The organism is Micromonospora sp. NPDC047707 (genome assembly GCF_040704235.1).
Taxonomy (GTDB): Bacteria; Actinomycetota; Actinomycetes; order Mycobacteriales; family Micromonosporaceae; genus Micromonospora.
In genome coordinates this window covers 1-23082 of the sequence record NZ_JBEYSU010000049.1, presented here as the reverse complement: position 1 = coordinate 23082, position 23082 = coordinate 1, and the positions used below count along the sequence as shown (strand labels likewise).

General features: G+C 74.2%; 25 protein-coding genes. 9 read left to right on the top strand and 16 right to left on the bottom strand.

Features of this window, described 5'->3' with window-relative positions; all coding sequences use genetic code 11:
* Positions 1 to 122: 122 nt before the first annotated feature.
* On the bottom strand, positions 123 to 710 hold the full coding sequence (locus tag AB0873_RS29395; RefSeq protein WP_155332875.1) for a general stress protein: 588 nt from the start codon (positions 708 to 710) through the stop codon (positions 123 to 125).
* Positions 711 to 811: 101 nt separating this feature from the next.
* Here AB0873_RS29395 and AB0873_RS29390 point away from each other — a divergent pair, with 101 nt between their 5' ends.
* Both AB0873_RS29390 and AB0873_RS29385 read left to right on the top strand, forming a co-directional pair.
* Positions 812 to 2665 carry a glycoside hydrolase family 15 protein gene (locus tag AB0873_RS29390; protein WP_366603779.1) on the top strand — a complete coding sequence of 618 codons (1854 nt, stop codon included), beginning with the start codon at positions 812 to 814 and terminating at the stop codon, positions 2663 to 2665.
* Complete coding sequence (locus AB0873_RS29385; RefSeq protein WP_155332873.1) at positions 2662 to 3441, top strand: glucose 1-dehydrogenase; 780 nt, start codon at positions 2662 to 2664, stop codon at positions 3439 to 3441. The genes AB0873_RS29390 and AB0873_RS29385 overlap by 4 nt, the downstream gene beginning before the upstream one ends.
* Before the next feature lie 76 nt (positions 3442 to 3517).
* Here AB0873_RS29385 and AB0873_RS29380 read toward each other — a convergent pair whose 3' ends face one another.
* Positions 3518 to 4894 carry a glycoside hydrolase family 6 protein gene (locus tag AB0873_RS29380; RefSeq protein WP_366603777.1) on the bottom strand — a complete coding sequence of 459 codons (1377 nt, stop codon included), beginning with the start codon at positions 4892 to 4894 and terminating at the stop codon, positions 3518 to 3520.
* A 173-nt stretch (positions 4895 to 5067) separates the two neighbouring features.
* Between AB0873_RS29380 and AB0873_RS29375 the strand changes: the two genes are divergently transcribed.
* Complete coding sequence (locus AB0873_RS29375; protein WP_366603775.1) at positions 5068 to 5568, top strand: metallophosphoesterase; 501 nt, start codon at positions 5068 to 5070, stop codon at positions 5566 to 5568.
* Between the two features lie 42 nt (positions 5569 to 5610).
* On the opposite strand, the gene AB0873_RS29370 is transcribed toward AB0873_RS29375, so the two are convergent.
* On the bottom strand, positions 5611 to 5826 hold the full coding sequence (locus AB0873_RS29370; protein ID WP_155332870.1) for a DUF3072 domain-containing protein: 216 nt from the start codon (positions 5824 to 5826) through the stop codon (positions 5611 to 5613).
* A 113-nt stretch (positions 5827 to 5939) separates the two neighbouring features.
* On the opposite strand from AB0873_RS29370, the gene AB0873_RS29365 reads away from it, so the two are divergent.
* Positions 5940 to 6875: an FAD-dependent oxidoreductase gene (locus AB0873_RS29365; protein WP_366603782.1), complete on the top strand. Its 936-nt coding sequence runs from the start codon at positions 5940 to 5942 to the stop codon at positions 6873 to 6875.
* 9 nt (positions 6876 to 6884) lie between these two features.
* Here the strand turns inward: AB0873_RS29365 and AB0873_RS29360 are convergent, their stop codons facing one another.
* The 3 genes from AB0873_RS29360 to AB0873_RS29350 all read right to left on the bottom strand — a co-directional run bounded on the left by AB0873_RS29360 (position 6885) and on the right by AB0873_RS29350 (position 11245).
* Positions 6885 to 8165, bottom strand: a complete 1281-nt coding sequence (locus tag AB0873_RS29360; protein WP_155332869.1) for a cation:proton antiporter — start codon at positions 8163 to 8165, stop codon at positions 6885 to 6887.
* Positions 8166 to 8299: 134 nt separating this feature from the next.
* Entirely contained in the window at positions 8300 to 8977 is a 678-nt protein-coding gene (locus AB0873_RS29355; RefSeq protein WP_366603774.1) for an HAD family hydrolase, read from the bottom strand.
* Between the two features lie 138 nt (positions 8978 to 9115).
* On the bottom strand, positions 9116 to 11245 hold the full coding sequence (locus tag AB0873_RS29350) for a SpoIIE family protein phosphatase (RefSeq protein WP_366603772.1): 2130 nt from the start codon (positions 11243 to 11245) through the stop codon (positions 9116 to 9118).
* 189 nt (positions 11246 to 11434) lie between these two features.
* On the opposite strand from AB0873_RS29350, the gene AB0873_RS29345 reads away from it, so the two are divergent.
* Complete coding sequence (locus tag AB0873_RS29345; RefSeq protein WP_366603770.1) at positions 11435 to 12301, top strand: hypothetical protein; 867 nt, start codon at positions 11435 to 11437, stop codon at positions 12299 to 12301.
* Between the two features lie 108 nt (positions 12302 to 12409).
* Here the strand turns inward: AB0873_RS29345 and AB0873_RS29340 are convergent, their stop codons facing one another.
* A complete protein-coding gene (locus AB0873_RS29340) occupies positions 12410 to 12787 on the bottom strand; it encodes a DUF6401 family natural product biosynthesis protein (RefSeq protein WP_366603768.1) in 378 nt (125 codons plus the stop codon).
* A 162-nt stretch (positions 12788 to 12949) separates the two neighbouring features.
* Between AB0873_RS29340 and AB0873_RS29335 the strand changes: the two genes are divergently transcribed.
* Positions 12950 to 13399, top strand: coding sequence for a hypothetical protein (locus tag AB0873_RS29335; RefSeq protein WP_366603767.1), 450 nt, complete (start codon positions 12950 to 12952; stop codon positions 13397 to 13399).
* Positions 13400 to 13411: 12 nt separating this feature from the next.
* On the opposite strand, the gene AB0873_RS29330 is transcribed toward AB0873_RS29335, so the two are convergent.
* The 5 genes from AB0873_RS29330 to AB0873_RS29310 all read right to left on the bottom strand — a co-directional run bounded on the left by AB0873_RS29330 (position 13412) and on the right by AB0873_RS29310 (position 16135).
* On the bottom strand, positions 13412 to 13624 hold the full coding sequence (locus tag AB0873_RS29330) for a hypothetical protein (RefSeq protein ID WP_130323853.1): 213 nt from the start codon (positions 13622 to 13624) through the stop codon (positions 13412 to 13414).
* Positions 13625 to 13820: 196 nt separating this feature from the next.
* The gene (locus AB0873_RS29325) at positions 13821 to 14081 is read right to left on the bottom strand and encodes a hypothetical protein (protein ID WP_155332863.1); all 261 of its coding nucleotides are present in this window, start codon (positions 14079 to 14081) and stop codon (positions 13821 to 13823) included.
* A gap of 96 nt (positions 14082 to 14177) precedes the next feature.
* Positions 14178 to 14639 carry an SRPBCC family protein gene (locus tag AB0873_RS29320; protein ID WP_155332862.1) on the bottom strand — a complete coding sequence of 154 codons (462 nt, stop codon included), beginning with the start codon at positions 14637 to 14639 and terminating at the stop codon, positions 14178 to 14180.
* 52 nt (positions 14640 to 14691) lie between these two features.
* A complete protein-coding gene (locus tag AB0873_RS29315) occupies positions 14692 to 15108 on the bottom strand; it encodes a DUF2795 domain-containing protein (RefSeq protein ID WP_155332861.1) in 417 nt (138 codons plus the stop codon).
* A gap of 46 nt (positions 15109 to 15154) precedes the next feature.
* Positions 15155 to 16135: a YihY/virulence factor BrkB family protein gene (locus tag AB0873_RS29310; protein WP_366603765.1), complete on the bottom strand. Its 981-nt coding sequence runs from the start codon at positions 16133 to 16135 to the stop codon at positions 15155 to 15157.
* Between the two features lie 162 nt (positions 16136 to 16297).
* Between AB0873_RS29310 and AB0873_RS29305 the strand changes: the two genes are divergently transcribed.
* Positions 16298 to 16717 carry a ChaB family protein gene (locus tag AB0873_RS29305; protein WP_366603763.1) on the top strand — a complete coding sequence of 140 codons (420 nt, stop codon included), beginning with the start codon at positions 16298 to 16300 and terminating at the stop codon, positions 16715 to 16717.
* A gap of 51 nt (positions 16718 to 16768) precedes the next feature.
* Here AB0873_RS29305 and AB0873_RS29300 read toward each other — a convergent pair whose 3' ends face one another.
* Positions 16769 to 18202 (bottom strand): aldehyde dehydrogenase family protein, encoded by a 1434-nt coding sequence (locus tag AB0873_RS29300; RefSeq protein WP_366603760.1) that lies wholly within the window; start codon positions 18200 to 18202, stop codon positions 16769 to 16771.
* Positions 18203 to 18274: 72 nt separating this feature from the next.
* Between AB0873_RS29300 and AB0873_RS29295 the strand changes: the two genes are divergently transcribed.
* Positions 18275 to 19879: an NAD(P)/FAD-dependent oxidoreductase gene (locus AB0873_RS29295; RefSeq protein ID WP_366603758.1), complete on the top strand. Its 1605-nt coding sequence runs from the start codon at positions 18275 to 18277 to the stop codon at positions 19877 to 19879.
* 38 nt (positions 19880 to 19917) lie between these two features.
* On the opposite strand, the gene AB0873_RS29290 is transcribed toward AB0873_RS29295, so the two are convergent.
* The 3 genes from AB0873_RS29290 to AB0873_RS29280 all read right to left on the bottom strand — a co-directional run bounded on the left by AB0873_RS29290 (position 19918) and on the right by AB0873_RS29280 (position 22242).
* Entirely contained in the window at positions 19918 to 20685 is a 768-nt protein-coding gene (locus tag AB0873_RS29290; RefSeq protein WP_366603756.1) for a polyprenol monophosphomannose synthase, read from the bottom strand.
* A gap of 130 nt (positions 20686 to 20815) precedes the next feature.
* Positions 20816 to 21817: an SDR family oxidoreductase gene (locus AB0873_RS29285; RefSeq protein WP_366603755.1), complete on the bottom strand. Its 1002-nt coding sequence runs from the start codon at positions 21815 to 21817 to the stop codon at positions 20816 to 20818.
* On the bottom strand, positions 21814 to 22242 hold the full coding sequence (locus AB0873_RS29280) for an SRPBCC family protein (RefSeq protein ID WP_366603753.1): 429 nt from the start codon (positions 22240 to 22242) through the stop codon (positions 21814 to 21816). The genes AB0873_RS29285 and AB0873_RS29280 overlap by 4 nt, the downstream gene beginning before the upstream one ends.
* A gap of 187 nt (positions 22243 to 22429) precedes the next feature.
* Between AB0873_RS29280 and AB0873_RS29275 the strand changes: the two genes are divergently transcribed.
* Positions 22430 to 23082 (top strand): HAD family hydrolase (locus AB0873_RS29275; RefSeq protein ID WP_366603751.1); only part of this gene is annotated, 653 nt, incomplete at its 3' end.

Here is a 23082-nt window from a genome sequence, read left to right as displayed (position 1 = left end):
GCCCCCCCCCGCCCGCCCCCCCCCCCCCCACCAACCCCAACCATTTTAAAACCCCCGCCCCCGGGCCGGGGGGCGCCCCCGGCCGCCACAGCGGCCGGGGCCTCCCGCGTCCTGCTGGGGCGTCAGCCCCGCTGGTGTTCCGGGGCCGGCATGTGCATCCGGCCCAGGAGTTGACGGGCCTGCTCCGCGTACTGCTGGTCGACGATGACCGCGTACTGGCCGGCCCGCAGCGCACTGGCCGAGGTGAAGTCCCGCCGGCCGCCGGTCATCGCGTGCGTGACCGCGCCGAACACCGCACCCCAGATGGCGCCGATCACCAGACCGGCGAGCACCACCGCGATCCAGTTGCCCGCCGTGAAGATGCCGAAGAGCAACCCGATGAACAGACCGAACCAGGCACCGGAACCGGCGCCGACCAGCGCCGCCCGCCCGGTCGTCATCCGGCCGAGAACCGTCTCGACCAGCGTGAGGTTCGTGCCGACGATCGCGGTGTGCTCCACCGGGAAACGGTTGTCCGCCAGGTAGTCGACGACGCGCTGTGCGGACGGATAGTCCGGGTACGACCCGATGGTCACGGTCGGTGGACCGAGCCCCGGCCCGCCGCCGTCACCGCTCGGGGGCGAGGGGTGGCCGGCGGGACCGGACGGGAAGGTGTCGCCGCCCGGCATCCCGGGACGCCAGGCCGAGGTCGGACTCGACGGTGTGGTCATCAGCCTCCTCCTTCGTCAACCAAACCTGTTCCCGCGGCCACCGGACGGTTAACGCCGACCCGCCGTGGAATGCCGTCCCGTCGGGGCGGGTAGGCAGGTCCGTGCAGAGCGGGCGGATCAGCGACCATGGCTTCCTGGCGGACGGCCGCAGCGCCGTACTGGTCGACCGGGCCGGATCGGTCAACTGGTGGTGCCCGGAGCGGTTCGACGCGCCATCGGTCTTCGGCCGGCTCCTCGGCGACGACGCGGGACACTGGTCGATCCGGCCGGAGGGGGACTTCACCTCCGAGCGGTCCTACCTGAACCACACGCTCGTGCTGCGTACCGTCTTCACGACCGGGGAAGGGCAGGTCGCGGTCACCGACGCCCTCGCGCTGGAACCCGGCGCCCGCGGCCACGACATCGGCCTGCGGTCACCCCGGGTGCTCGGCCGGGTCGTGGAGGGGCTCTCCGGCGAGGTGCCGGTCCGCGTGGACTACCGGCCCCGGTTCGAGTACGGCCGGGTCACCGCGTTCCTGATGGAGGCCGACGGCGTCATCGGCGCCACCGCCGGCGCCTGTCACCTCAGCCTGCGCGGGGACGTGCCGTTGACCTGCGCCGGCGGCAACGCCACCGCGACCTTCCGGGTACGGGCCGGCGAGAGGTACCGGTTCACGCTCGGGTACGCCCCGACCTACGACTCGCCACCGCCCCGGCTGCCCGAGGCCGACCGGCTGGTCGCCGACGCGGTCGCCGGCTGGCGCTCCTGGGCCGACCTGCACCGGGACCACTACCGGGGGCTGTTCCGCGACGTGGTGCGGCACAGCGCGATGGTGGTGCAGGGCATGACCTACCAGCCCAGCGGCGCGATCGTCGCGGCGGCGACCACGTCCCTGCCCGAGGAACTGGGCGGCGAGCGAAACTACGACTACCGGTTCGTCTGGGTCCGCGACTTCAGCCTGACCCTCCAGGCGCTCTGGCGGGCGGCCTGCCCGGACGAGGCGAACCGGCAGTTCGCTTGGGTCTCCCGGGCGATGGGCCGGATCGGCGACGAGCCGGTGCCGATCATGTACGGCGTCCAGGGCGAGCGGGACCTCACCGAACACGTCCTGGACCACCTGCCGGGGTACGCCGACAGCCGCCCGGTCTTCGTGGGCAACGACGCCTGGCGGCAGCGGCAGACCGACGTGCTCGGTGAGATCCTCGACGCCGCCTGGCTGATGCGGCACTACCTCGACCCGATGTCGTCCGACGTCCGGCACCTGCTGCGCGCGCTGGCGGAGCGGGCGGTCACCGACTGGCGGCGACCGGACGCCGGCATGTGGGAGGCCCGGGACGCCGAACGGCACTACCTCTCCTCGAAGGTGCAGTGCTGGACCGCGCTGGATCGGGCGGTGCGCTTCGGCGCCCGGCTGGGGGATCCGGCCGACCTGGCCCGGTGGACGGCCACCCGGGACGAGATCCGTGCGGCCGTGCTGGACCGTGGCTGGAACGACCGGCTCGGCGCGTACGCCGGTGCGTTCGACTCCGACCGGCTGGACGCCTCGGTGCTGCTCATGCCGTTGGTGGGCTTCCTGCCCGCCGACGACCCGAGGATGCGCTCCACGATGGACGTGGTTGAACGCCGGCTGTCCCGCGACGGCCTGCTGCGCCGGTGGGACGACGACCCGGCGGGCTTCGTCATCTGCTCGTTCTGGCTGGTGAGCTGCCTCGCCCTCGCGGGCGAGGTGGACCGCGCCGCCGACCTGTTCGCGTCGCTCGTCGACCGGGCCAACGACCTCGGTCTGTACGCCGAGCAGATCGACGAGGCCACCGGGGAGCACCTGGGGAACTTCCCGCAGGCGTTCTCGCACATCGGCCTCATCAACGCCGCCGGGCTGCTCACCGAGGCCGCCGAGCGGCGCGGGCGGGCCCCGGGGCGGACGCGACACCCCGTGCCGGCCGGTACGGGACGGACGGAAGGAGCACGCTCATGACCGGACGCCTTGCCGGGAAGACCGCCCTGATCACCGGCTCGGACTCGGGCATCGGACAGGCCACCGCCATCGAGTTCGGCCGGGAGGGCGCCGACGTGGTGGTCCACTACCTGCACGACCACGCCGGGGCGAACCACACCAAGGCCGAGGTGGAGCGGGCGGGCCGGCGGGCGGTCGTGGTGCAGGGTGACATCAGCGTCGAGCACCAGGTCGACGCGATGTTCGACGAGGCCCTCGCGGAGTTCGACCGGCTGGACGTCCTGATGAACAACGCCGGGGTGGACGCCTCCGGCATCCCGGTGGCGGACCTGGACACCGAGACCTGGGACCGGGCCATCCGCGTCAACCTGTACGGGATGTTCTTCTGCTGCCGCCGGTTCGTGCGGCACCGCCGCGACCGGGGCGGAGGCGGGAAGATCATCAACACCACCTCGATCCACCAGGAGGTGGCCCGGGCCGGCGGCGCGGACTACGACTCCAGCAAGGGCGGCATGCTGGAACTCGCGAAGAGCCTCGCGCTGGAGGTCGCCCCGATGCACATGAACGTCAACAACATCGGGCCGGGCATGGTGCTGACGCCGTTCAACCAACAGGCCATCGACGACCCGGAGTACCTGGAGGAGCAGGTGCAGAGCATCCCGTGGAAGCGGGCCGCCGAGCCGGGTGAGATCGCCAAGCTGGCGGTCTTCCTGGCCAGCGACGACGCGGACTACGTGACCGGGTCGACGTACTTCATGGACGGTGGACTGATGCAGAACCAGGGCCAGGGCGCCTGAGCGCCGGAACGCCGGGCCCTTCGCCGCGCCGGAACGCCGGGCCCGCCGCCGGTGCCGGCGACGGGCCCGGCGGGGTCTACGAACAGGCGGTGCCGTTGAGCGTGAATCCGCTCGGCGCCGGGGGCGCGCTCCCGGTGTAGGTGCCCTGGAATCCGGTGCTGGCCGTCCCCCCGGTGGGCAGGTTGGCGTTCCACGCGGCGTTGCGGACGGTGATCCGGTCGCCCGACTGGCTCCACTCGCCGTTCCAGCCGCTGGTCAGGCGTACGCCGGCGCCGGCGGTGAAGGCCACCGTCCAGCCGGTCAGCGCCGGGCCCCGGTTGGTCACCCGCAACTCGGCGGTGAAGCCACCCGCCCACGAGTTCGGGGTGAACGTCACCGTGCAGCCGCCGATCGGCGGGGGAGTGGTGGGCGGCGGCGTGGTCGGGGGCGGCGTCGTCGGTGGGACGGTGGTCGGCGGGGCGGTCGTGGGCGCGCTGGTGGTCGGGGCTGGGCCGGCCGCGATCGCCAGGTCGTACGCCCGCTGCGGCACGAACTGGCCGGCGGGGGCGATGCAGCCGTCGGCCTCCCCGGGCAACTTGACCCAGAGGAACGCGTCGATCGCGGCGTCGCCGGTGTTCGTCGTGCTGGGCGTGCCGATCGCCCGGCCGGCCGGGTCGCACCACTCGGAGCCGGCCGGCCCGTTGCCGTTGCGGCTCGTGTCGATGACCGCCTTCAGCCGGGACACGCCGGTCGCGGCGATCACCGCCTTGGCGTACGCGATCTCGTCGGCGGTGCGCCGGTAGTTCGAGACGTTGAGGGAGATGCCGTCGGCGCTGTTGGCGATGTCCGCGGCGGTCAACCGGGCGGCCGCCTCGCCGGGCGAGAGCCAGGCCGAGTGGCCGATGTCGAAGTACACCTTCGCCGCCGACGAGGCGGCCCTGAGCCGCTTGCCGGCGTACGCCATCGACGCCCTGGTCTCGGCCTGCTGTGCGGCGTTCTGGCAGTTGGTCATGAGGGGCAGCACGTCCGGCTCCAGCACGATCGTCGCCGGCCGCCCGGCGAGGCCGGCGGCCACCTGGTCGACCCACTGGCGGTAGCTGGCGTGGTCGGGTGCGCCGCCACTGCTGGCGCCGCTGCAGTCCCGGTTGGGGATGTTGTAGACGACGAGGATCGGCGTCCTGCCGGCCGCGGCGGCGGCGCCGACCAGGGCGTCCACCTCGGCGCGTACCGCCGAGGTGTTGGTCCGGGTGAACCACCGGCCCTGCGGGACGGACGCGATCCGGTCCCGGATGACGGCGGCGCGCGGGTCGCCGGGATTGGCGGCGACCCAGGCGGCGGCCGCCGTGGCGGGGTCCACGTAGAAGGTGGAGTCGGCGGCGACCGCCGCCGGGGCCCCGACCAGGCCGACGGCGACGGCGCCGGTGACGGCGAGGGCGGTCGCGGCGGTGGCCGCGAGCGTCGATCTGGCACGCATGACGTCTCCTGTATCGACGTCTGGCGCTGGAAGCGCTCCCATACGATCGACAAACTACGGCCTCGTTGCCGTCGTGTGAAGGGCTGTGGAGAAAAGGCCCGCCCCCCGTTCCCGCCCCGGCGGGTCGGACCGGCCGCCGCGCCGTTGCCGGCGCGGCGGCGCAGAATGGCGGCATGCGCCTGGTCATCACCGCCGACACCCACGTGCCGAAGCGGGCCCGGGACCTGCCGGCACCGCTGTGGGCCGCCATCGACGTCGCGGACGTGGTGCTGCACGCGGGAGACTGGGTCGACGAGGCGCTCCTGGACGCCATGGCGAACCGCGCAAACCGGTTGATCGGGGTGTACGGCAACAACGACGGCCCGCCGCTGCGTGCCCGGTTGCCGGAGATCGCCGAGGTCGACCTCGACGGGCTCCGGGTGGCGGTGGTGCACGAGACGGGGCAGCGGACCCGGCGCGAGGAGCGCTGCGAGGCCCGGTTCCCGGACGTCGACCTGCTGGTCTTCGGGCACTCCCACATCCCGTGGGACACCGTCGCGCCGGGCGGCCTGCGGCTGCTCAACCCCGGCTCGCCGACCGACCGGCGCTCCCAGCCGTACGCCACCTACCTCACCGCGCGGGTCGACGCCCGGCGGCTTTCCGACGTCGAACTGCACCGCCTGCCGCGCCGCTGAGCCGGGCCGGCCGGCGGGCCACCCGCCGGCCGGCCCGCCGCGTCACCGGCCCCGGCCGGTCTCCTCCTGGAGTTCGTCGATCCGCTTCGAGGCCTCCGCCTTGGTGAGGCCCTCCGGCGGCTCCTCGCCCGCCTCGCGGGACAGCGTCGCCAGGTACGACTCCTGCGCCGCGGTCGGTGGCTCCTCGCCGGTGACCCACTCGTCCGGGTCCTTGACGGCGGCCTCCGGGTTCGCCCGGCCGTTCCCTCGGTCTGTCATGATCTCCACCTTCCTTCGAACAGATGTGCCAGTACCCAGCCTCGGCGTGTCCATGCGGGTGGATTCCGGCAGCCGTTCACTACGATCGCGCGGTGAGTACGGACCGGGCGGGTGTGATCGTGGTCGGGGCCGGCATCGCCGGGGTGGCGTGCGCCCGCGAGCTGGCCCGCGCCGGCATCCCGGTGCAGATCCGGGAACGTGGGCGGGTCGCCGGCGGGCGGATGGCCAGCAAGCGCTTCGACGGCCGTCCGGCCGACCTGGGGGCGGCCTACTTCACGGCCAGCGACCCCGGCTTCGCCGCCCTGGTGGCGGAGTGGCAGGCCGCGGGCCTGGTCCGCGAGTGGACGGACACCTTCCTGGCGTACGGCGCGCAGGGCCGCCACGAAGTGACCGGACCGATGCGGTGGGCGGCGCCCCGTGGACTGCGCTCGCTGGTCGAGCACCTCGCCCGGGACCTGCCCGTGGCCGTGGACCGCCTGGTGCTCGGCGTGGAACCCGGGCCGGTGGTCGACGGCCGGCCCTGCGCGGCGGTGGCGCTCGCCATGCCGGGCCCGCAGGCGGCACTCCTGCTGGACCCGGCCCTGGCGGCGGCGACCCGGGCCGTCCAGGCGCAGACCTGGTCGCCGTCGCTCGCCGTCGTGCTGCGGTTCCCGGACCGCCGGTGGGCCGACTTCCGGGGTGCCTTCGTCAACGACCATCCGGTGCTGGCGCTGGTCTGCGACGACGGCGACCGGCGGGGCGACGGCGCCCCGGTCCTGGTTGCGCACACCACCCCCGCGTTCGCCGCCGGTCACCTGCTCCAGCCCACCGCCGCCGGACCGGCCGTCGAGGAGGCGGTACGGGACCTGCTCGCCCTGCCCGAGCCGGCCGAGCAGTTGCACGTGCACCGGTGGACGTACGCCAAACCGACGGCCGGTGCCGAGGGGACGTACCACCTCGACGACGACGCGATCGGCCTGGCCGGCGACGCCTTCGGCCCACCCCGCGTGCAGACCGCCTGGCGCTCCGGCCACGACCTGGGCCGCGCCCTGACCGCCCGCCTCAGCTGACCCACGCGGTCACGCCGTCGCGGGTTCGGGAGTGCGGGTCGTCGCGGTGTCCTGAGTGCGTTCGCCGGAGCGGTCGAGCAACTGCATCACCGGGGTGGCGGCGATGCCGTGCACCACCACCGACACGACCACCACCAGGCCGACCGTGGCCCAGAGCAGCTCGGCCTGCGGGAAGTCGGCCTTCGTGGTCGCGTACGCGAGATAGAAGAACGAGCCGACGCCGCGGATGCCGAACAGGGCGATCACCCAGTGCTCGGCCGTACGGCCCGGCGCCCCGCGCAGCGCCAGCCAGCCGACCAGCGGCCGGACCACGAACACCAGCGCCAGGCCGACCGCCGCCGCGGTCCACGTCAGGGGCCCGAGAAGGCCGCCGACCACGGCACCGCCGAACAGCAGCAGAAGCATGACGGTGAGCAGCCGCTCCACCTGCTCGGCGAAGTCGTGCAGCACGGAGTGGAACTCGTGCGTCCGCTCGGCGGCGCGGATCGCCCGGGCGGCGACGAAGACCGCCAGGAAGCCGTACCCGCCGACGAGCTCCACCAACCCGTACGCGAGGAACGTCGCGGCGAGCGCGAGGAAGCCCTCGGCGTGCCGCGCCAGCCGCAGCTCGCTCGGGGCGCGGAAGAACAGCTTGCCGAGCAGCCACCCGATGAGCCAGCCGCCGGCCGTCCCCGCCGCCACCTTCCACAGCAGGTCGACGGTGACCCAGTCGGCCAGCCAGCGCGCCGGGGCGAGACCGGTGGTGGCGATCGCGATCGCCGCGTACACGAAGGGGAAGGCCAGGCCGTCGTTCAGCCCCGCCTCCGAGGTGAGGGCGAACCGGACCTCGTCCTCGGAGTCCTCGACGTCGGTGGGTTCACCGACCTGCACGTCGGCGGCGAGCACCGGGTCGGTGGGGGCCAGAGCCGCGCCCAGCAGCAACGCGGCGGCCGGCACGAGCCCGGCCCACCACCACCCGAGCAGCGCCACGGCCGCGATGCACAGCGGCATGGCGATCGCCAGCAGCCGCCAGGTCGACGACCAGCGCCGCCAGCTCAACGGCCGGTCGATCTTCAGTCCGGCGCCCATCAGGGCGACGATCACGCCGATCTCGGTGAGGTGGGTGGCGATGTCGGGGTGCGCCAGGGGATCGGGCTCCGGCAGGCCGGTCGGCAGCAGGAAGATCAGCATGCCGAGGCCCAGGAAGGCGATCGGCATGGACAGGGGACGGCGCTCCAGCACGCGCGGCAGGATCCCCGCCAGCAGCGCCCCCAGTCCCACCAGCGCGTACGCGACGTCGACGGGTTCCACGACACCACCTCTCCGCCTCGCCCGCGGCGTACGGGCAGGTGGTGTCAGACAGTGCCCACGATGCCGTACCGGTATTCCTGTCGACTCGGCCCACTCGGCCCACTCGGCCCACTCGGCCCACTCGGCCCGTGCGGTCAGCGCGGTACGGCCAGCGGCGAGTCGGCGAGCCCGTCGAGGAGTGCGGCCGGATCGTCGTACACGGCGACCGCGCCCGCCCCGGCCAGCTCGCCCCGGCTCGTGCCGCCGCACGTCAGGCCGACGCAGGGGACGCCGAGCCGGCCGGCCGCGGCGACGTCCCAGACCGAGTCGCCGACGAACACCGCCCGGGTGGCGTCGAGGCCGGCCTGGTCCAGCGCGGCCACCAGGATGTCCGGGGCGGGTTTGCTCTCCTGGGCGTCCGCCGACGAGGTGACGGTGTCGATGACATCGTCGGCGGACAGGGCCCGGCGCAGCGCCCCCACCTCGTGCTCGGCGGCCGACGTCGCCAGCACGACCCGTAGCCCCCGGTCGGCGCACGCCCGCAGCAGGTCGGCGGCGCGGGGGAGCGGCTCCAGGCGCTCCCAGTACTCGCCGTACAGGGTGTCGTGGGCCTCCCGCAGGCGGCTGTCCACGTCGTGGTCCCGCTCCGCCCCGAGCAGGTGGTCGAGGAGCTTGTCCGAGCCCATGCCGATCGCGCGGTGGATGGTCGCCATCGGCACCGGCCGGCCGGTCTGGCGCAGCGCCTCCCACCAGCTCACCGTGTGCAGGTACGTCGTGTCGACCAGGGTGCCGTCCACGTCGAAGAGGACACCCGAGGCGTTGTCGTGCGGCATGCCCGACCTCCTACCCGCCGCGGGCCCGCCCGACGCCCACCGGCCCGTCGTCGCGGAGGGGAGTCACCCGCCCGGCACCGCCCACCGCCGCTCGCGGCGGGAGCGGCACCCGGCACCGGCCGGGCAACGGCCCGCTCGTCACCGGTCCGGGATGAGGATCTCGAACCACACCGTCGAGCCCCGGACGGTCGGGTCCGTGCCCCACGCGTCGCTCAGCTCCTCGATCAGGCCGAGACCCCGGCCCCGGCTGCTCAACGTGTCGGTCTGCGCCCGGGTGACGGTGCCCCGGGTGCCCGAGTCGGCGACCGACACGAGCAGCCGCTCCGGGCTCAGGTCGATCTCCACCCGGGCGGCGGTCCCGGCGTGCAGCAGAGCGTTGGTGGTCAGCTCACTGGTGCAGAGCACCGCCGCGCCGATGACGGACTCCGGCACCTGCCACTCGGTGAGCTGCGCGGTCATCCAGTGGCGGACCCGGCTCGGCGCCGTCGGCTCGGCCGGCACCTCCATGCTGGTCGACCGGCTCGGTCGCAGGGCGTGCTCCACGGCCAGCACGGCCACGTCGTCCTCGGTGGCGCCCGCCACGGCGGCGGTCGCCACCGCGCAGAGCGCGCGCGGGTCGCTGCTGCCGGCCCCCGCGACCGCGCTGGCCAGCGCGTCCAGGCCGGTGCCCAGCCCCTGCCGGCGTCGCTCCACCACGCCGTCGCTGAACAGCAGGAGCGTGTCGCCGGGCGAGAACCGGACGGTGGTGGTCGCCGGTCGGCAGCCCAGGCCCAGCGGGGCGCCGGTGGGCACGTCGGCGTACTCGGCGTACGGCTCACCGCCGGCGGCGCACCGGCGGATCAACGGTGCGGGGTGGCCGGCGCTGGCGAGCGTGAGCCGCTGCCGGTCGGCGTCGATCACGCCGAGCGCCACGGTGACGAACAGCTCGTGGGTGCCGCCCTCGGCGCCCAGGCTGGTCACCAGCCGGTCGAGGCCGGCGAGCACGGCGTCCGGCCGGGGGTCGGCCAGGGCCAGCGCGCGCAGCGCCGCCCGGACCTGCCCCATCCGGGCGGCCGCCTGCACGTCGTGCCCGGCCACGTCGCCGAGGACGACGGCCAGCCCGCCGGTAGGCAGGAGGAAGGCGTCGTAGAAGTCCCCGCCGGCCGCGTTGCCGTCGACACCGGGGTCGTAGCGGGCGGCGATGCGCAGCCGGGGCAGGTCCGGCAGGTGCGCCGGAAGCATGCTGCGTTGCAGGAGCTGGGCCGTACCGTGCTGGGTCTCGAACCGGCGGGCCCGCCCGGCCGCCTGCCCGACCAGCTCGGCGGAGGCGTGCAGCAGTGCCCGCTCGGCGGCCGACCAGGCGTGCGCGGCCTGGTACCCCACGGTCAGGCCGCCGCGGACGACGGCACCCGGCAGCGGCACGGCGGCCAGGGCCTGGATCTTCTGGTCGTGGCGGTCCACCGCGGTCTCCCGCAGCGGCTCGCCGTCGTCGACGAAGCGGGCCTTCCCGACGCGGGCCGCGACCACCAGCGGCGCCGCCGAATCCGGCGGGAAGCGCCGCCACAGCGGCGGGAGCCGCTCGTCGGCCTCGTCGATCAGCTCGCCCCGCAGCCGGCGGACCATCCGCCAGCCGCCGCCGATCTCGTCCACCCCGAAGGACACCCGGTCGGCGTCGAAGGAGGCGAGCGCGTGACGCAGCGCGACCCGTGCCACGTCGTCCAGGGTGAGCGTGCCGGCGAGCGCGGCGGCGAGGTCGCTCAGGCTCTGGAGCTGCCGGGTGACCTGGGTGGTCTCCGCCGCGACGACGAGGACGCCGGCGATCCGGCCGTCGCTGTCCCGGACGGCCGAGTAGCCCCGCGTGAAGACGGCGTGCTCCACCGCACCCGAGTGGCGGCGTCGCAGGGGCAGGGTGACCTCCTTGCCCAGCGACGGCTCACCGGTGCGGTACGTCCGCTCGACGGCCTCCCCGACGCCCGGCAGCTGCCACACCTCCCCGAACACCTCGGCAGCCGGGCGGCCGATCGCCTCCGGGTGCCTGTCGCCGATGAGCTCGGCGTAGCCGTCGTTGTAGAGCAGCAGGAAGTCGTCGTCGAGGGCGAGAGCCATCGGGACCGGCGAGGAGAGCACCAGCTCGGCGGCGGCGCGGACGGCCGGGTCCCAGCCGGGCCGGGGGCCGAGCGACGTGCCGGCCCAGTCGTGGGCGTACACGTCGGCCGCCGCGCCCGAGGACGCGGGTCCGGCGGAGACCGGCGCTGGTGGCGTGGGCACCCGTCCGACCGTTCCTGGCATGCCCGAAGCCTAGCGGCAGGGTCCACCGGCCGGCTCCGATCATGCCGCCGGCTCCACGGGCTACGTCCGTTTCGCCAGGTCAGGACGGCTGTGTGGCGTCATGTCGGGAAAATGCGGGGCGCCCGGACGGCGTGCCGCCGGACCGACCGGGTATGCGCGCGGCGTAGTCCATGCGACAGGAGGGACATCATGCCGGAAACCCTCGCGGCCAGGCAGGTCGATATCGGTAATGCCGTGGCCGACATGTGGAGATCGGTGCTGTTGTTCATACCGAGGGCCATCGCGTTCATCGCGATCCTCGTGGTCGGATGGCTCATCGCCCGAGCCGTCCTCAAGATCGTGGACAAGGTGCTGGAACGGGTGAACTTCGACCGGGCGGTGGAGCGCGGCGGCGTCAAGAAGGCGTTGGAACGCACGAAGTACGACGCCAGCGACATCCTCGCGAAGCTCGCGTACTACGCCGTGCTGCTGTTCACGCTGCAGTTCGCGTTCGGCGTGTGGGGACCGAACGCGATCAGTGACCTGATCAGCGGCGTGGTCGCCTGGCTGCCGCGCGCGTTCGTGGCGATCGTGATCGTGGTCGTGGCCGCCGCCATCGCGAACGCGGTGCGTGACCTGGTCACCGGCTTCCTCGGCGGTCTGTCGTACGGCCGGGTCCTGGCCGACCTGGCAGCCGTCTTCATCCTGGCGCTCGGTGTGATCGCGGCGCTGAACCAGGTCGGCATCGCCACCACGGTGACCACGCCGGTGCTGGTCGCGGTGCTCGCCACGGTGGCCGGCATCCTGGTCGTCGGGGTTGGCGGTGGTCTGGTCAAGCCGATGCAGAGCCGCTGGGACGGCTGGCTGAACCGGATGGCCGAGGAGTCGCGTGCCATCCAGCAGCACCGGCAGGCGCAGGGCGCGGGCCGCAGCGACGTCGAGCGGCAGATGGCCGACCGGGCCGGTGCCGAGCGGACGCAGGTGATGTCCCGGGAGTCGTCGGCGAGCATGGCCGGCGGGCAGGGCACCTACCAGTCGCCCAGCGCGACCGACGAGACCCGGCAGTTCCGCCGCTGAGCGGGCGGGGACGGAGCGACGGAGGGTGTCCGCGACGGCGGGCGCCCTCCGTCGTGCGGTGCCCGGGCCCGGTGCGCGCGGGCCGGCCCCTGGTGGGCAGGCCCCGGGTCAGAGCGGCGGGAGCGACGCGGGCTTCGGGGCGTCCAGGGCGCCGGCCAGCGCGGAGACCGCGAGCAGGCGCGTGAGCAGCCAGTCCGGCGCCGACCAGTCGACCGGACCGGCCTGCGGCTGCCAGTCGTGCTCCGCCGCGGCGGCGCGTACGCCGTCGGCGTAGCCGGCCAGGGCGGCGGCGGTCAGCGGTCGGCGGTCCCCGGCGAGGCTCTCCCGGATCGCCGCGGCGTGCTGGTCGACCAGCGCGAGCAGGCCGGGCCGGACGGCGGCCGCGGCGAGCCCGGCGGCGCCCACGGTCGCGGACAGGGCGGCCAGCGTCGACCGGGCGGAGCCGACGGCGGTACGGGGGGTGACCTGGTTGAACGGCACGCGCATGGGGAACGAGGCTAACCGGCCGAACCGGTGGTCGACCTCGTCCACTCGGTGGTTTCTGTTCCTCCACCGGTCGGCCGACCCGCGCCCGACGGAGTGAGCGGGCGCGAGCGGGGCGGAAGAGGACCGCCCCGGAAGCGGCATGCCGAGAACGCGGAGGCACGGATGGCAGCAGGCACGGACGGACCGGACGAGCGGCACCGGCGGCCCGCCGGGGTGAGCGACGGCACGGTCGCCGCGCTCGGCAAGCTCAGCGAGGCGCTGGAGTGCGTCGAGCGGGTACGCGGGCACCTCTACTCGCTGCACCAGCTCGTCGGGCACGCCGACCTGATGCTGGACGACGCGGTGGCGATGTTCCGGGCCGCCGGGCACGACGACATCGCCGACCGCATCGACACCGAGCTGCTGGGCCGCAACGTCATCGCCGGCCGGTGGACCTTCCAGATCGTCGAGGACTTCGACGACGGCTACTACGCGCTCTTCCGTGACCTCGACCGGCGGGCCCGCGAGGAACTGGTCGGTGGGCGCCGGCACCTCTACGAGGCGGAGATGAAGGAGCGGCGCCGCATTCGGGATCGACCGGGTCACGAGGCCCGCCCGGGGGCGGTTGGCTGACGGTCGCGGGGGTCAGTCGCGGGAGCGGGCCTCGGCGGGGCGACGGCGGGCCGCGTCGTCGGCGATGATCACGGTAGCCACCATCAGCGCCACGCAGAGGCTGAACAGCCAGGAGCTGTCCGACACCAGCTTGGCGGAGACCGGAGCCTGGACGGCGGCGAGCAGGAAGCCGAGCCAGGCCAGGCGACGCTGACGGGTCGAGAGGATGCCGTTGCCCTGTTGCATCCCGAAAGTCTTGCGCGCGGCACGGGGGTTGCCGTCAGCCGAACGGCCGATTCTGGCTGTGCTGTCCGCATTCGCGGACGCACGTACCGTAATTCTTGTCCTGTCGGGGGAGGTCAGCGGCCCGGCGGCCGGAGCCGGAAGGCGGTACCGCCGGACCGTCGAGATCGGTCACATCCCCCACGGCGGATCCGGCCCGTCACAGGGTGTCGGGGCCGGTCCGGCCGGTGGTCGACGGCCGGTACGCGCGGTCCGGGTCGGTCGGCTCGCGGCCCGCGCCGGCCGCCTGGCCACCGCGGTCGACCGCCTCCGGCCCGTGCCCGAAGGCGGCCTCCTCGCCGGCGTCGTTGCCGGTCACGTCGTCGGCCTGGCCGTCCAGCGTCGAGCGGGCGACGGCCCGGTCCAGCTCCTGGATGGGAGTCCGGTCCTCGTCGCGCCACACCTTCTTCTCGTCCGTCATACCTGGTGCGGTACCCGACCCGACCCCCGCGAAACCCGACCGGCGCGGCGACGGCCGCCGGCGGTGCCGGCGGCCGTCGAAGGTCCGGGTCGGGGGTCAGGGCTGCGGGCGGTCGACCTTGCCCCGCCAGGCGCCGGTCTCCTGACCGCGCCGCTCGATGTACTGCTTGAACCGCTCCAGGTCACCCTTGGCGCGCCGGTCGACCACGCCGAGCTTGTCACCGGCCTGCTCGAGGACGCCGTGCGGCTCGAACTCCAGCTGGAGGGTGACCCGGCTGGAGCTCTCGTCCAGCCGGTGGAAGGTGACCACGCCCGCGTGCTTGGTGCCGCCGGTCGAGCGCCAGGCCACCCGCTCGTCGGGCAGCTGCTCGGTGATCTCCGCGTCGAACTCGCGCTTCACCCCGGCGATCTCGACGGTCCAGTGGGTCATCGTGTCGGTGAGCTGGCGGACCTCCTGCACACCCTCCATGAAGTGCGGAAAATCCTCGAACTGAGTCCACTGGTCGTACGCGGTCCGCACCGGGACCGACACGTCCACGTGTTCCATGACGCCACTCATCAGGTGTCCTCCTCTCCGCCGGTGCTCCCTTCCGGATCGTGGGGAGATCCGGTCACCAGCGGGTCGTCTCGTTCTTGTTGCCGAGCGCCGCCCACACCTCGGACACCGTCTGGTAGTGGATGCCCTCCGGCAGCCCCTCCAGGGCGGTGATGATGTCGTCCGGCGCGTCGTTGTCCCGCGCGTTGGCGATCAGCGTCGCTCGGTCACCGGGCAGTGCCGACATGGTGATGAACCGCCCCAGCCGGCTCCGATCCTCGACGTCCCGGGAACTCATCCCCTTGGGCGCCCCGCTCCGGAGCTCGCCGGCCGGTGCCGTCGTCGTCTCCGGCTGGTCCTCACCCGCCGGTTCCGGCACCCGCTGCTCGTCGACCCGCGAGCCCCCGGTCCCCGGCCCCTGCACGAGGCCGGCGACCTCCTGGCTCATCTGCTCGTCGAGCCTCGGTCCGTGCTTGCTGTTGACGCGTTCCATGCCTTCTGCGCTACCCGGTGGGGTGCCCGGTAAACCCGGCAGAGCGTCACGTACCGGCCTCCGCCTTGGGCGGCAGCAGCGGCTCCTCGGGGCGCCGGGCGCCGGCCTGCAACGCCCGGCCACGCTGGAGTTCCGCGTTGATCTGCACGCCGAGCATCAGCGCCGAGTTGGACAGGTAGAGCCACACCAGGAAGGCGATGACCGCCCCGAGACTGCCGTACGTGGCGTCGTACGAACCGAAGTTGGCCACGTACAGGCCGAAGCCGGCGGAGGCGACGACCCAGGAGAGCAGCGCGACCACGCCGCCCGGGGTGAGCCAGCGGAAGCGGGGCTGCCGGACGTTCGGCGCGATCCAGAACAGCAGGCTCAGCAGCACCATCATGATCAGCGCCAGCACGGGCCACTTGACGAGGCTCCACACCGTGCGGGCCAGTCCGCCGGCGCCGATCAGGTCACCCACGGCGTCGGTCACCGGGCCGCTGACGATCAGCCCGACCGCGACCACGGCCAGGAGCACCAGCGAGACGGCGGCGAGCCCGATCTGCATCGGCCGCAGCTTCCACACCGGCCGCCCCTCCTCGACCCCGTACACGGCGTTCGAGGCCCGGGTGAACGCGCCGATGAAGCCCGAGGCCGACCAGAGGGCGCCGAGCAGACCGAAACTCAGCAGCACACTCGCGCCGCTCTGCTCCTCGACCACGCCCCGGACCACGCCCACGAAGCCCTCGTTGGCGACGACCGACCCGGCGCCCACGTCGCGGGCCAGGTCGAGGACCGTGTCCACGGTCCGTTCGCCCTCGGAGACGAGCCCGACCAGTGCGACCACCACGATCGTGGAGGGGAAGAGCGCGAGCACGCCGTAGTAGGTCAGGGCCGCCGCCCAGTCGGCGCAGTTGTCCCGGACGAAGTTGCGGGCGCTGCGTACCAGCACGCCCCGCCAGGTCCGCCAGCTCACCTGCCGGACCCGCCCGGGCAGCCGCGACCGCGGCGACTCGCGGACCGCCGTGCCGGGCTCCGTCGTCGTCATGGCCCGCTCCCTGTGCCACCGGCCCCGGACGTCTGGATGCGCCCGGTGTCGCCTGGCCCCGCCGGTACCCCGGGCCGGAAATCGACAAACCCGACGCGCCGGTTTGCCGCCCGGCCCCGGGGGAACGGTCAACCAGAGACCATCGACGCGGAGGAGGACGAGATGCCCGGGCGCGAGGACATGCCCAGCACGCTGCGGCGCTCCCCGGAGAAGGCGCAGCGCACGTGGGCGAAGACGCACGACTCGGCGGTGGAGACGTACGGCGAGGGGGAGCGGTCGCACCGGACCGCCTTCGCCGCGATCAAGCACCAGTTCGAGAAGGTCGGCGACCACTGGGAACCGAAGGGTCGCAAGGGCCCCAGCGACCGGCAGGCGGCCGGCGGCGGCCCGCAGCGGCGCGCCGAGACGGCCGCCGGTGTGGACGCGAACGCCACCAAGGACCACCTCATGAAGGTCGCCCGCAAGCTGGACGTCCCCGGCCGGTCCACCATGACCAAGCCGGAACTGGTCAAGGCCATCCAGAAGGCCAACAACCGGGCGACGACCAAGACCAGGGAGAAGGCCAAGGCCCGCTCCCGATAGGGGTACGCGAGACCACGGGGCCGCCCCGGCCGGGCGGCCCCGGTCCCGTGCTCACCAGTGGCCGCCGCCGGGAGCCTCGATGTGCACCGCCTTCGTGGCGGTGAACTCGTCGAGCAGCTCCGGGCCGTAACCGAAGCCCTGGCCGCTGCCGCGGCGCGGATGCGCGGCACCGCCCGGCGCGCCGCCGAAGACCGCGTTGACCTTGACGGTGCCGACCGGCAGTTCGCGCCAGGCCCGCTGGGCGTGACTCATCGAGCCGGTCAGCACCGTCGCGGCGAGCCCGTACGGCGAGTCGGCCGCGCAGCGCAGCCCCTCGGAGAACGAGTCGACCACGACGACCGGGGCGACCGGCCCGAAGGTCTCCTCGCGGACGAGGGTCATGTCGTGCCGGCACTCGGTGACCACGGTCGCCGGGTAGAACGCGCCGGTACCGTCGGGCAGGGTGCCGCCGGTGCGGAGCCGGGCGCCCTCCGCCACCGCCGCCGTGACCTGCCCGTGCACGTGGTCGCGGTGCCGACGGTCGACCAGCGGGCCCAGCTCGGTCGCCGGGTCGGTGCCGGGGCCCACCCGCAGTGCCTGCGCCCGCTCGACCAGGGCGTCGACGAAGTCCTCGGCCACGTCCCGGTGGACGTAGATGCGCTCCACCGCCACGCAGATCTGGCCGGCGTTGGCGAACGCGCCGAGCGCAGCCTGCCCGGCGGCCCAGACCGGATCCACGTCGCCGTCGACGACGAGGGGGTCGCTGCCGCCGTTCTCCAGTAGCACCTTCGCCCCGGTGCGGGCCGCCGCCGCGGCGATGGCCCGGCCGGTGGCCGTGGACCCGACGTGGGCGACCAGGTCGACCGGCTGGGCGGCCAGCGCGGCGCCCACCTCGGGCCCACCGGTCAGCAGCGACAGCACCCCGGCCGGCAGCGCCTCGTCGAGGGCCCTGGCCAGCAGCCAGCCGGTGGCCGGGGTGCGCTCGCTGGGCTTGTAGAGGACCACGTTGCCGGTGACCAGGGCGGCGCCGAGCAGACCGCAGGAGACCGCCACGGGATCGTTCCAGGGGGTGATCGCGGCCACCACGCCCCGCGGTTGGGGAATCATGAAGTCCATCGCGTGGTGACCGCCGTGCAGCGTCCGCCCGCCGCGCACCGGGGCGAGTTCGGCGTACTGTCGCAACGTGCCGATGCCCGCGTCCACCCCGCCGCGCGCGTCGGCGACGGGCTTTCCCATCTCGGCCGTGGTCGCCCGGGCCAGCTCGTCGGCCACGGCCGCCACCGCGTCCGCCGCCCGGTGCAGGGCGGCGGCCCGATCGGCCATGGCGGTCGCCGCCCAGTCGGCCGCGACATCACGCGCCGCCTCCACCGCCTTGCCGACCTCGTCCGCCGTCGCGACCGGCACCGAGCTGACCCGGGACCCGTCGGCCGGGTCGTGGACGACCAGTTCGCCCCCCTCGCCGCCCGCGCCCCACACTCCACCAATGAGCTGTGCAACCGTGTACATGCGGCAGTGGATGCCCCGGCCCGCACGAGGCAAACGCGTTTCGCCCGGTTCGGCGCAGGGTAGGCGGGTCGGATGAGTTCGACGGGCGCGGGAAGCGCGGACGCCGTCGTCGTCGGGGCCGGCCACAACGGCCTGGTCGCCGCCAACCTGCTCGCCGACGCCGGCTGGGACGTGCTGGTGCTGGAGGCGACGCAGGCGCCCGGCGGGGCGGTCCGCTCGGCCTGCGTCACCGCTCCCGGTTACCTGAGCGACCTCTACAGCTCCTTCTACCCCCTCGGGTACGCGTCCCCCGTCCTGCGGGACCTGCGCCTGGAGCGGTACGGGCTGCGCTGGCGGCACGCGCCGGACGTGCTGGCGCACCTGCTGCCGGACGGGCGGGCGGCGCTGCTCAACCGGGACCCGGAGACCACGGCCGCCTCGCTGGACGAGTTCGCGGCCGGCGACGGCAAGAGGTGGCTCACCGCGTACGACGACTGGCGCCAGGTCGCCGGCCCGATGCTGGCGGCCGTCACCGGGCCCTTCCCGCCGGTCCGCAGCGGCGTCGCGCTGCTCCGGCGGCTGAAGGTCTCCGGGGCGCTGCGGCTGGCCCGGCGGCTGGTGGTGCCGGTCCGCAAGCTCGGCGACGAACTCTTCGACGGCCCCGGTGGGCCGGCCCTGCTGGCCGGGTGCGCCCTGCACACGGACCTGTCCCCGGAGGACGCCGGCTCCGGCGTGTACGGGTGGCTGCTGGCGATGCTCGGCCAGCAGGTCGGCTGGCCGGTGCCGGACGGCGGCGCCCAGAAGATCACCGACGCGCTGGTGGCCCGGCTCGCCGAGCGGGGCGGCCGGATCCTCTACGGCGCCCGGGTGGACCGGGTGTTGACCGCCCGGGGCCGGGCGATGGGCGTCCGCACCGTGGGGGGCGCCCTGTGGCGTGCCCGCCGGGCGGTGCTCGCCGACGTGCCGGCACCCGCGCTCTACCTGGACCTGGTCGGGGCCGCGGCGCTCCCGCCCCGGCTCGTCGAGGACCTCGCGCACTTCAAGTGGGACGGCTCCACACTGAAGGTCGACTGGGCGCTCTCCGCCCCGGTGCCCTGGACCAACCGGGCGGTGGCCACCGCCGGCACCGTCCATCTCGGGGCGGACCTCGACGGGCTCACCACGTACGCCGCCGCGCTGGCCCGCGGCGAGGTCCCCCGGGACCCGTTCCTGCTGGTCGGCCAGATGACCGTCGCCGACCCGAGCCACTCACCGCCGGGCACCGAGTCGCTGTGGTCGTACACGCACCTGCCGTTCCGCCGGCAGTGGCGGGCCGAGGAGATCGCCGCGCACGTGGAGCGGATGGAGAAGGTGCTGGAGGAGGCCGCCCCGGGTTTCCGGAGCCTCGTCGTGGGCCGGCACGTCGCCGGCCCGGCCGACCTGGAGGCGGGCGACCCCAGCCTCGTCGGCGGGGCGCTCGGCGGCGGGACGGCGGCCGCGTACCAGCAGTTGTTCCTCCGCCCGATCCCCGGCCTGGGGCGCGCGGACACGCCGGTGGACCGGCTCTTCCTGGCCAGCGCGTCGGCGCATCCCGGCGGCGGCGTGCACGGCGGCCCCGGTGCGAACGCCGCGCGGGCCGCCCTCGCCCGCGACCGGGCGCTCACCGGTGCCGCCTACGCCGCCGCGATCGGCGCCGCCCAGCGGACCATCTACCGCTGAACGCCCGCCGCGCGGCGCGGCCTGCGGCCAGCCTGACCTCAGCGGCTGATGTTGCGGTGCTTGGTACGCAGCCGGAACGGCATCAGGGCGCTCTCGATCTTCGTGGCCGTCGTCATCTTCGAGGCGCCGTCCCGCCGCTCCTCGAACCGGATCGGCACCTCGAGGATCGTGTGGCCCAGCTTCGTGGCCAGGTAGTGCATCTCCACCTGGAAGCTGTAGCCGTTGGACTGCACCCGCTCCAGGCCGATGTCGCGCAGCGCGTCCGCCCGCCAGATCTTGAAGCCGGCGGTCAGGTCCCGGATCCGCACCCGCAGCAGCGTGTGGACGTAGAGGTTGGCCCAGCCGCTCAGCGCGCGCCGGTACAGCGGCCAGTTCTCGTCCAGCTCGCCGCCCGGCACGTACCGGGAGCCGATGACCACGCCCGCCTGCGTGGAGAGCAACGCGCCGAGCATGCCCGGCAGCGCCTCCGGCGGGTGTGACAGGTCCGCGTCCATCTGCGCGACGAACTCGGCGCCACCGTCCAGGGCGCGGCTCATGCCGTCGACGTACGCGCGACCCAGCCCCTCCTTGCCGGCCCGGTGGACGACCTCGATCCGGTCCGGGTGCTCGATGGCCAGCTTGTCCGCGACCTCGCCGGTGCCGTCCGGCGAGTTGTCGTCCGCCACGAGGATCCTCAGGCCCGGCAGCGGCAGCGCGAAAAGCCGCTCCACCAGGATCGGGAGGTTGCCCGCCTCGTTGTAGGTCGGCACCACCACCGTCAGACGTACATCCCGCCAGGGCGACGGCAGCTGCACGGGTTCAGTCATGTCGGACATCCTCGTTTCGCGGACTTGGTTCCCTGAGAGGGTAGCCAGTTCACCGCGCGTGTGGTGATTGCTCCCCTGCCCCGGCCGTCACACGGGCAGGTGGGAGCCCTGCCGGGGCGGCCGGCGGCGGTCACCGTCGGTGACGGACGAAGGCGCCGAGCGCGAGGGACAGCCCCGCCGCCGCGAAACCGGAGACGGCCGGCTTGTGGGTACCGAGCCAGAGGGCCGCCGAGCGCCGCCGGGCGCGATCGGTGAACACCCCTGCCGGGCCGTGGTCACGCTCGTCGTCGCCGGGGCGGTCCAGGTTGTCCTGCCAGGTCGCCGGGTCGACCGGCGTGTCGGTCTGCTGGCTGTCGTACCCGTCCCGGGCCAGCTTCCGGTCGAGCAGCCCGGGGAACAGGACGTTGCCGAGCCGCGCCCGCCAGGTCGGACCACCGACGTTCAGCTCCCGCACCCCGTGGTCGGCGGCCCAGCGGATCGCCCGTGCGGCCACCTCCGGGGCGAAGATCGGCGGAACCGGCTGGGGATGGCGGGGCAGCCGGGTCCGCACCCAGGAGAACTGCGGGGTGTTGATCGCCGGTAGTTGCACCATCGACAGCCGTACGCCCGGGCAGTCGTGCAGCAGTTCGGCCCGCAGCGAGTCGTTGAAGCCCTGGATGGCGTGTTTGCTCGCGCAGTACGCGGACTGCAGCGGAATGCCCCGGTACGCCAGGGCCGACCCGACCTGGACGATCGCGCCGTGCCCGTGGGCCCGCATGTGGCGCAGCGCGGCGAGCGTCCCGTGCACCGTGCCGAGGTAGTTGACCTCGGTGACCCGCTGGAACTCCGCCGCGGTGATCTCCCAGGTCGGCGCGAAGACCGACACCATCGCGTTGTTGACCCACACGTCGATCCGGCCCCAGCGGTGCGCGACGTCGTCCGCCGCCTGCTGGACCGCGCCCGCGTCGGCGACGTCCACCCGGTAGGTGCGCACGTCGGCGGCGCCTCGCTCCCGGCAGTCCCGCTCCGCCGCGGCGAGGCCCGCCTCGCCGCGGGCGAGCAGCGCGAGCCGCCCGCCCCGCTCGGCGTACGCCCGGGCGACCGCCCGGCCGACCCCGGCGCTCGCCCCGGTGACCACGACGGTCTGCGTCATCGGGCGGTCTTCTGGCGGGTGGCGATGTCCGACAGCCGGCTCAGCGTCTCCCTGTTGCGCTCGTGCAGCACCAGGTCGTTGAGCTTGTTGCGGACCCAGCGCAGCGGGCCGGCGGCGAAGTCCTCGCCGATGCGTACGCGGGTGGCGTCGCTGCCCACCGGCTCCAGGGTGAAGACCACGATCGCCTCGCCGGCGGGCCAGAGCCCGGCCCGGAGGATCAGCTTGTGTGGCGGCTCGCAGCCGAGCACGGTCGAGGAGTCCTGGAGCGAGAACGGCCACGGGCCGGCGCGATGGTGCAGTTCGCTTCCCACGGCCGGCCAGCCGTCGTCGACTTCGCGCACGTGCACCGTGCCGACCACCCAGTCGCTGTACGTCCAGCCGTCCGCCAGTACCGCCCACACCCGTTCCGGTGCTGCGTCGATCACTTTCTCCACCACCGCCACTGCGCCCTCATACCCCCGTGGCGGGCGCTGCTAACGGACGGCGGGTTAGCTTCTCGGGGGCGGCGGGTAACGCCACCGCGGGCCGGCGTGCCGACACCGCCGGCAGCGCGGCACGGCTACCGCCGCGAAGATGATGTTTACTCCCCGGGGCGCCGGGAACCCGCCGGCCGTGCGACAGGTGGAGCCGGATCAGTGCAGGTCAGCCCGGGTCGGTGCCCGCGCTGGCCGGGGTCGCTCCGGTCCGGTCCTGTTCGATGCGGTGTTGCTGGACCGGGACGGGACGTTGGTCGAGGACGTGCCGTACAACGGGGACCCGGAGAAGGTGCGGCCGGTGTCGGGTGCGCGGGCGGCGTTGGACGCGTTGCGGGCGGCGGGTCTGCGGCTGGCGGTGGTGACGAACCAGTCGGGGCTGGCGAAGGGGTTGTTCGACGAGGCGCAGATGCGGGCGGTGCACGCCCGGGTCGAGGAGTTGTTGGGGCCGTTCGACGCGTGGCTGGTGTGTCCGCACGACGACGCCGACGGGTGTGGTTGTCGTAAGCCGGCTGCGGGTCTGGTGCACGCCGCGGCTCGGGAGTTGGGTACGGTGCCGCGGCGGTGTGTGCTGGTCGGTGACATCGGGCGGGACGTGACCGCTGCTCTGGCGGCGGGGGCGCAGGCGGTGTTGGTGCCCACGCCGGTGACCCGCCCCGAGGAGATCGACGCCGCCGGCTGGGTCGCGCCGGATCTTCCCGCCGCGGTGGCGGAGATCCTGCGCCGGCAGGCCGCCGTCGACCCGGCCACCTACCCACCCGCGGCCGGTGCCACGGCCACCGCGACGACCAC

Bases quoted from the DNA above. Each gene is read 5' to 3' on its own strand.
- AB0873_RS29285 (WP_366603755.1), bottom strand. From the start codon at position 21,817: ATGACGCAGACCGTCGTGGTCACCGGGGCGAGCGCCGGGGTCGGCCGG.
- AB0873_RS29375 (WP_366603775.1), top strand. From the start codon at position 5,068: ATGCGCCTGGTCATCACCGCCGACACCCACGTGCCGAAGCGGGCCCGG.
- AB0873_RS29305 (WP_366603763.1), top strand. From the start codon at position 16,298: ATGCCCGGGCGCGAGGACATGCCCAGCACGCTGCGGCGCTCCCCGGAG.
- AB0873_RS29395 (WP_155332875.1), bottom strand. From the start codon at position 710: ATGACCACACCGTCGAGTCCGACCTCGGCCTGGCGTCCCGGGATGCCG.
- AB0873_RS29330 (WP_130323853.1), bottom strand. From the start codon at position 13,624: ATGCAACAGGGCAACGGCATCCTCTCGACCCGTCAGCGTCGCCTGGCC.
- AB0873_RS29295 (WP_366603758.1), top strand. From the start codon at position 18,275: ATGAGTTCGACGGGCGCGGGAAGCGCGGACGCCGTCGTCGTCGGGGCC.
- AB0873_RS29340 (WP_366603768.1), bottom strand. From the start codon at position 12,787: ATGCGCGTGCCGTTCAACCAGGTCACCCCCCGTACCGCCGTCGGCTCC.
- AB0873_RS29355 (WP_366603774.1), bottom strand. From the start codon at position 8,977: ATGCCGCACGACAACGCCTCGGGTGTCCTCTTCGACGTGGACGGCACC.
- AB0873_RS29300 (WP_366603760.1), bottom strand. From the start codon at position 18,202: ATGTACACGGTTGCACAGCTCATTGGTGGAGTGTGGGGCGCGGGCGGC.
- AB0873_RS29325 (WP_155332863.1), bottom strand. From the start codon at position 14,081: ATGACGGACGAGAAGAAGGTGTGGCGCGACGAGGACCGGACTCCCATC.
- AB0873_RS29335 (WP_366603767.1), top strand. From the start codon at position 12,950: ATGGCAGCAGGCACGGACGGACCGGACGAGCGGCACCGGCGGCCCGCC.
- AB0873_RS29315 (WP_155332861.1), bottom strand. From the start codon at position 15,108: ATGGAACGCGTCAACAGCAAGCACGGACCGAGGCTCGACGAGCAGATG.
- AB0873_RS29320 (WP_155332862.1), bottom strand. From the start codon at position 14,639: ATGAGTGGCGTCATGGAACACGTGGACGTGTCGGTCCCGGTGCGGACC.
- AB0873_RS29350 (WP_366603772.1), bottom strand. From the start codon at position 11,245: ATGCCAGGAACGGTCGGACGGGTGCCCACGCCACCAGCGCCGGTCTCC.
- AB0873_RS29310 (WP_366603765.1), bottom strand. From the start codon at position 16,135: ATGACGACGACGGAGCCCGGCACGGCGGTCCGCGAGTCGCCGCGGTCG.
- AB0873_RS29290 (WP_366603756.1), bottom strand. From the start codon at position 20,685: ATGACTGAACCCGTGCAGCTGCCGTCGCCCTGGCGGGATGTACGTCTG.
- AB0873_RS29345 (WP_366603770.1), top strand. From the start codon at position 11,435: ATGCCGGAAACCCTCGCGGCCAGGCAGGTCGATATCGGTAATGCCGTG.
- AB0873_RS29380 (WP_366603777.1), bottom strand. From the start codon at position 4,894: ATGCGTGCCAGATCGACGCTCGCGGCCACCGCCGCGACCGCCCTCGCC.
- AB0873_RS29370 (WP_155332870.1), bottom strand. From the start codon at position 5,826: ATGACAGACCGAGGGAACGGCCGGGCGAACCCGGAGGCCGCCGTCAAG.
- AB0873_RS29385 (WP_155332873.1), top strand. From the start codon at position 2,662: ATGACCGGACGCCTTGCCGGGAAGACCGCCCTGATCACCGGCTCGGAC.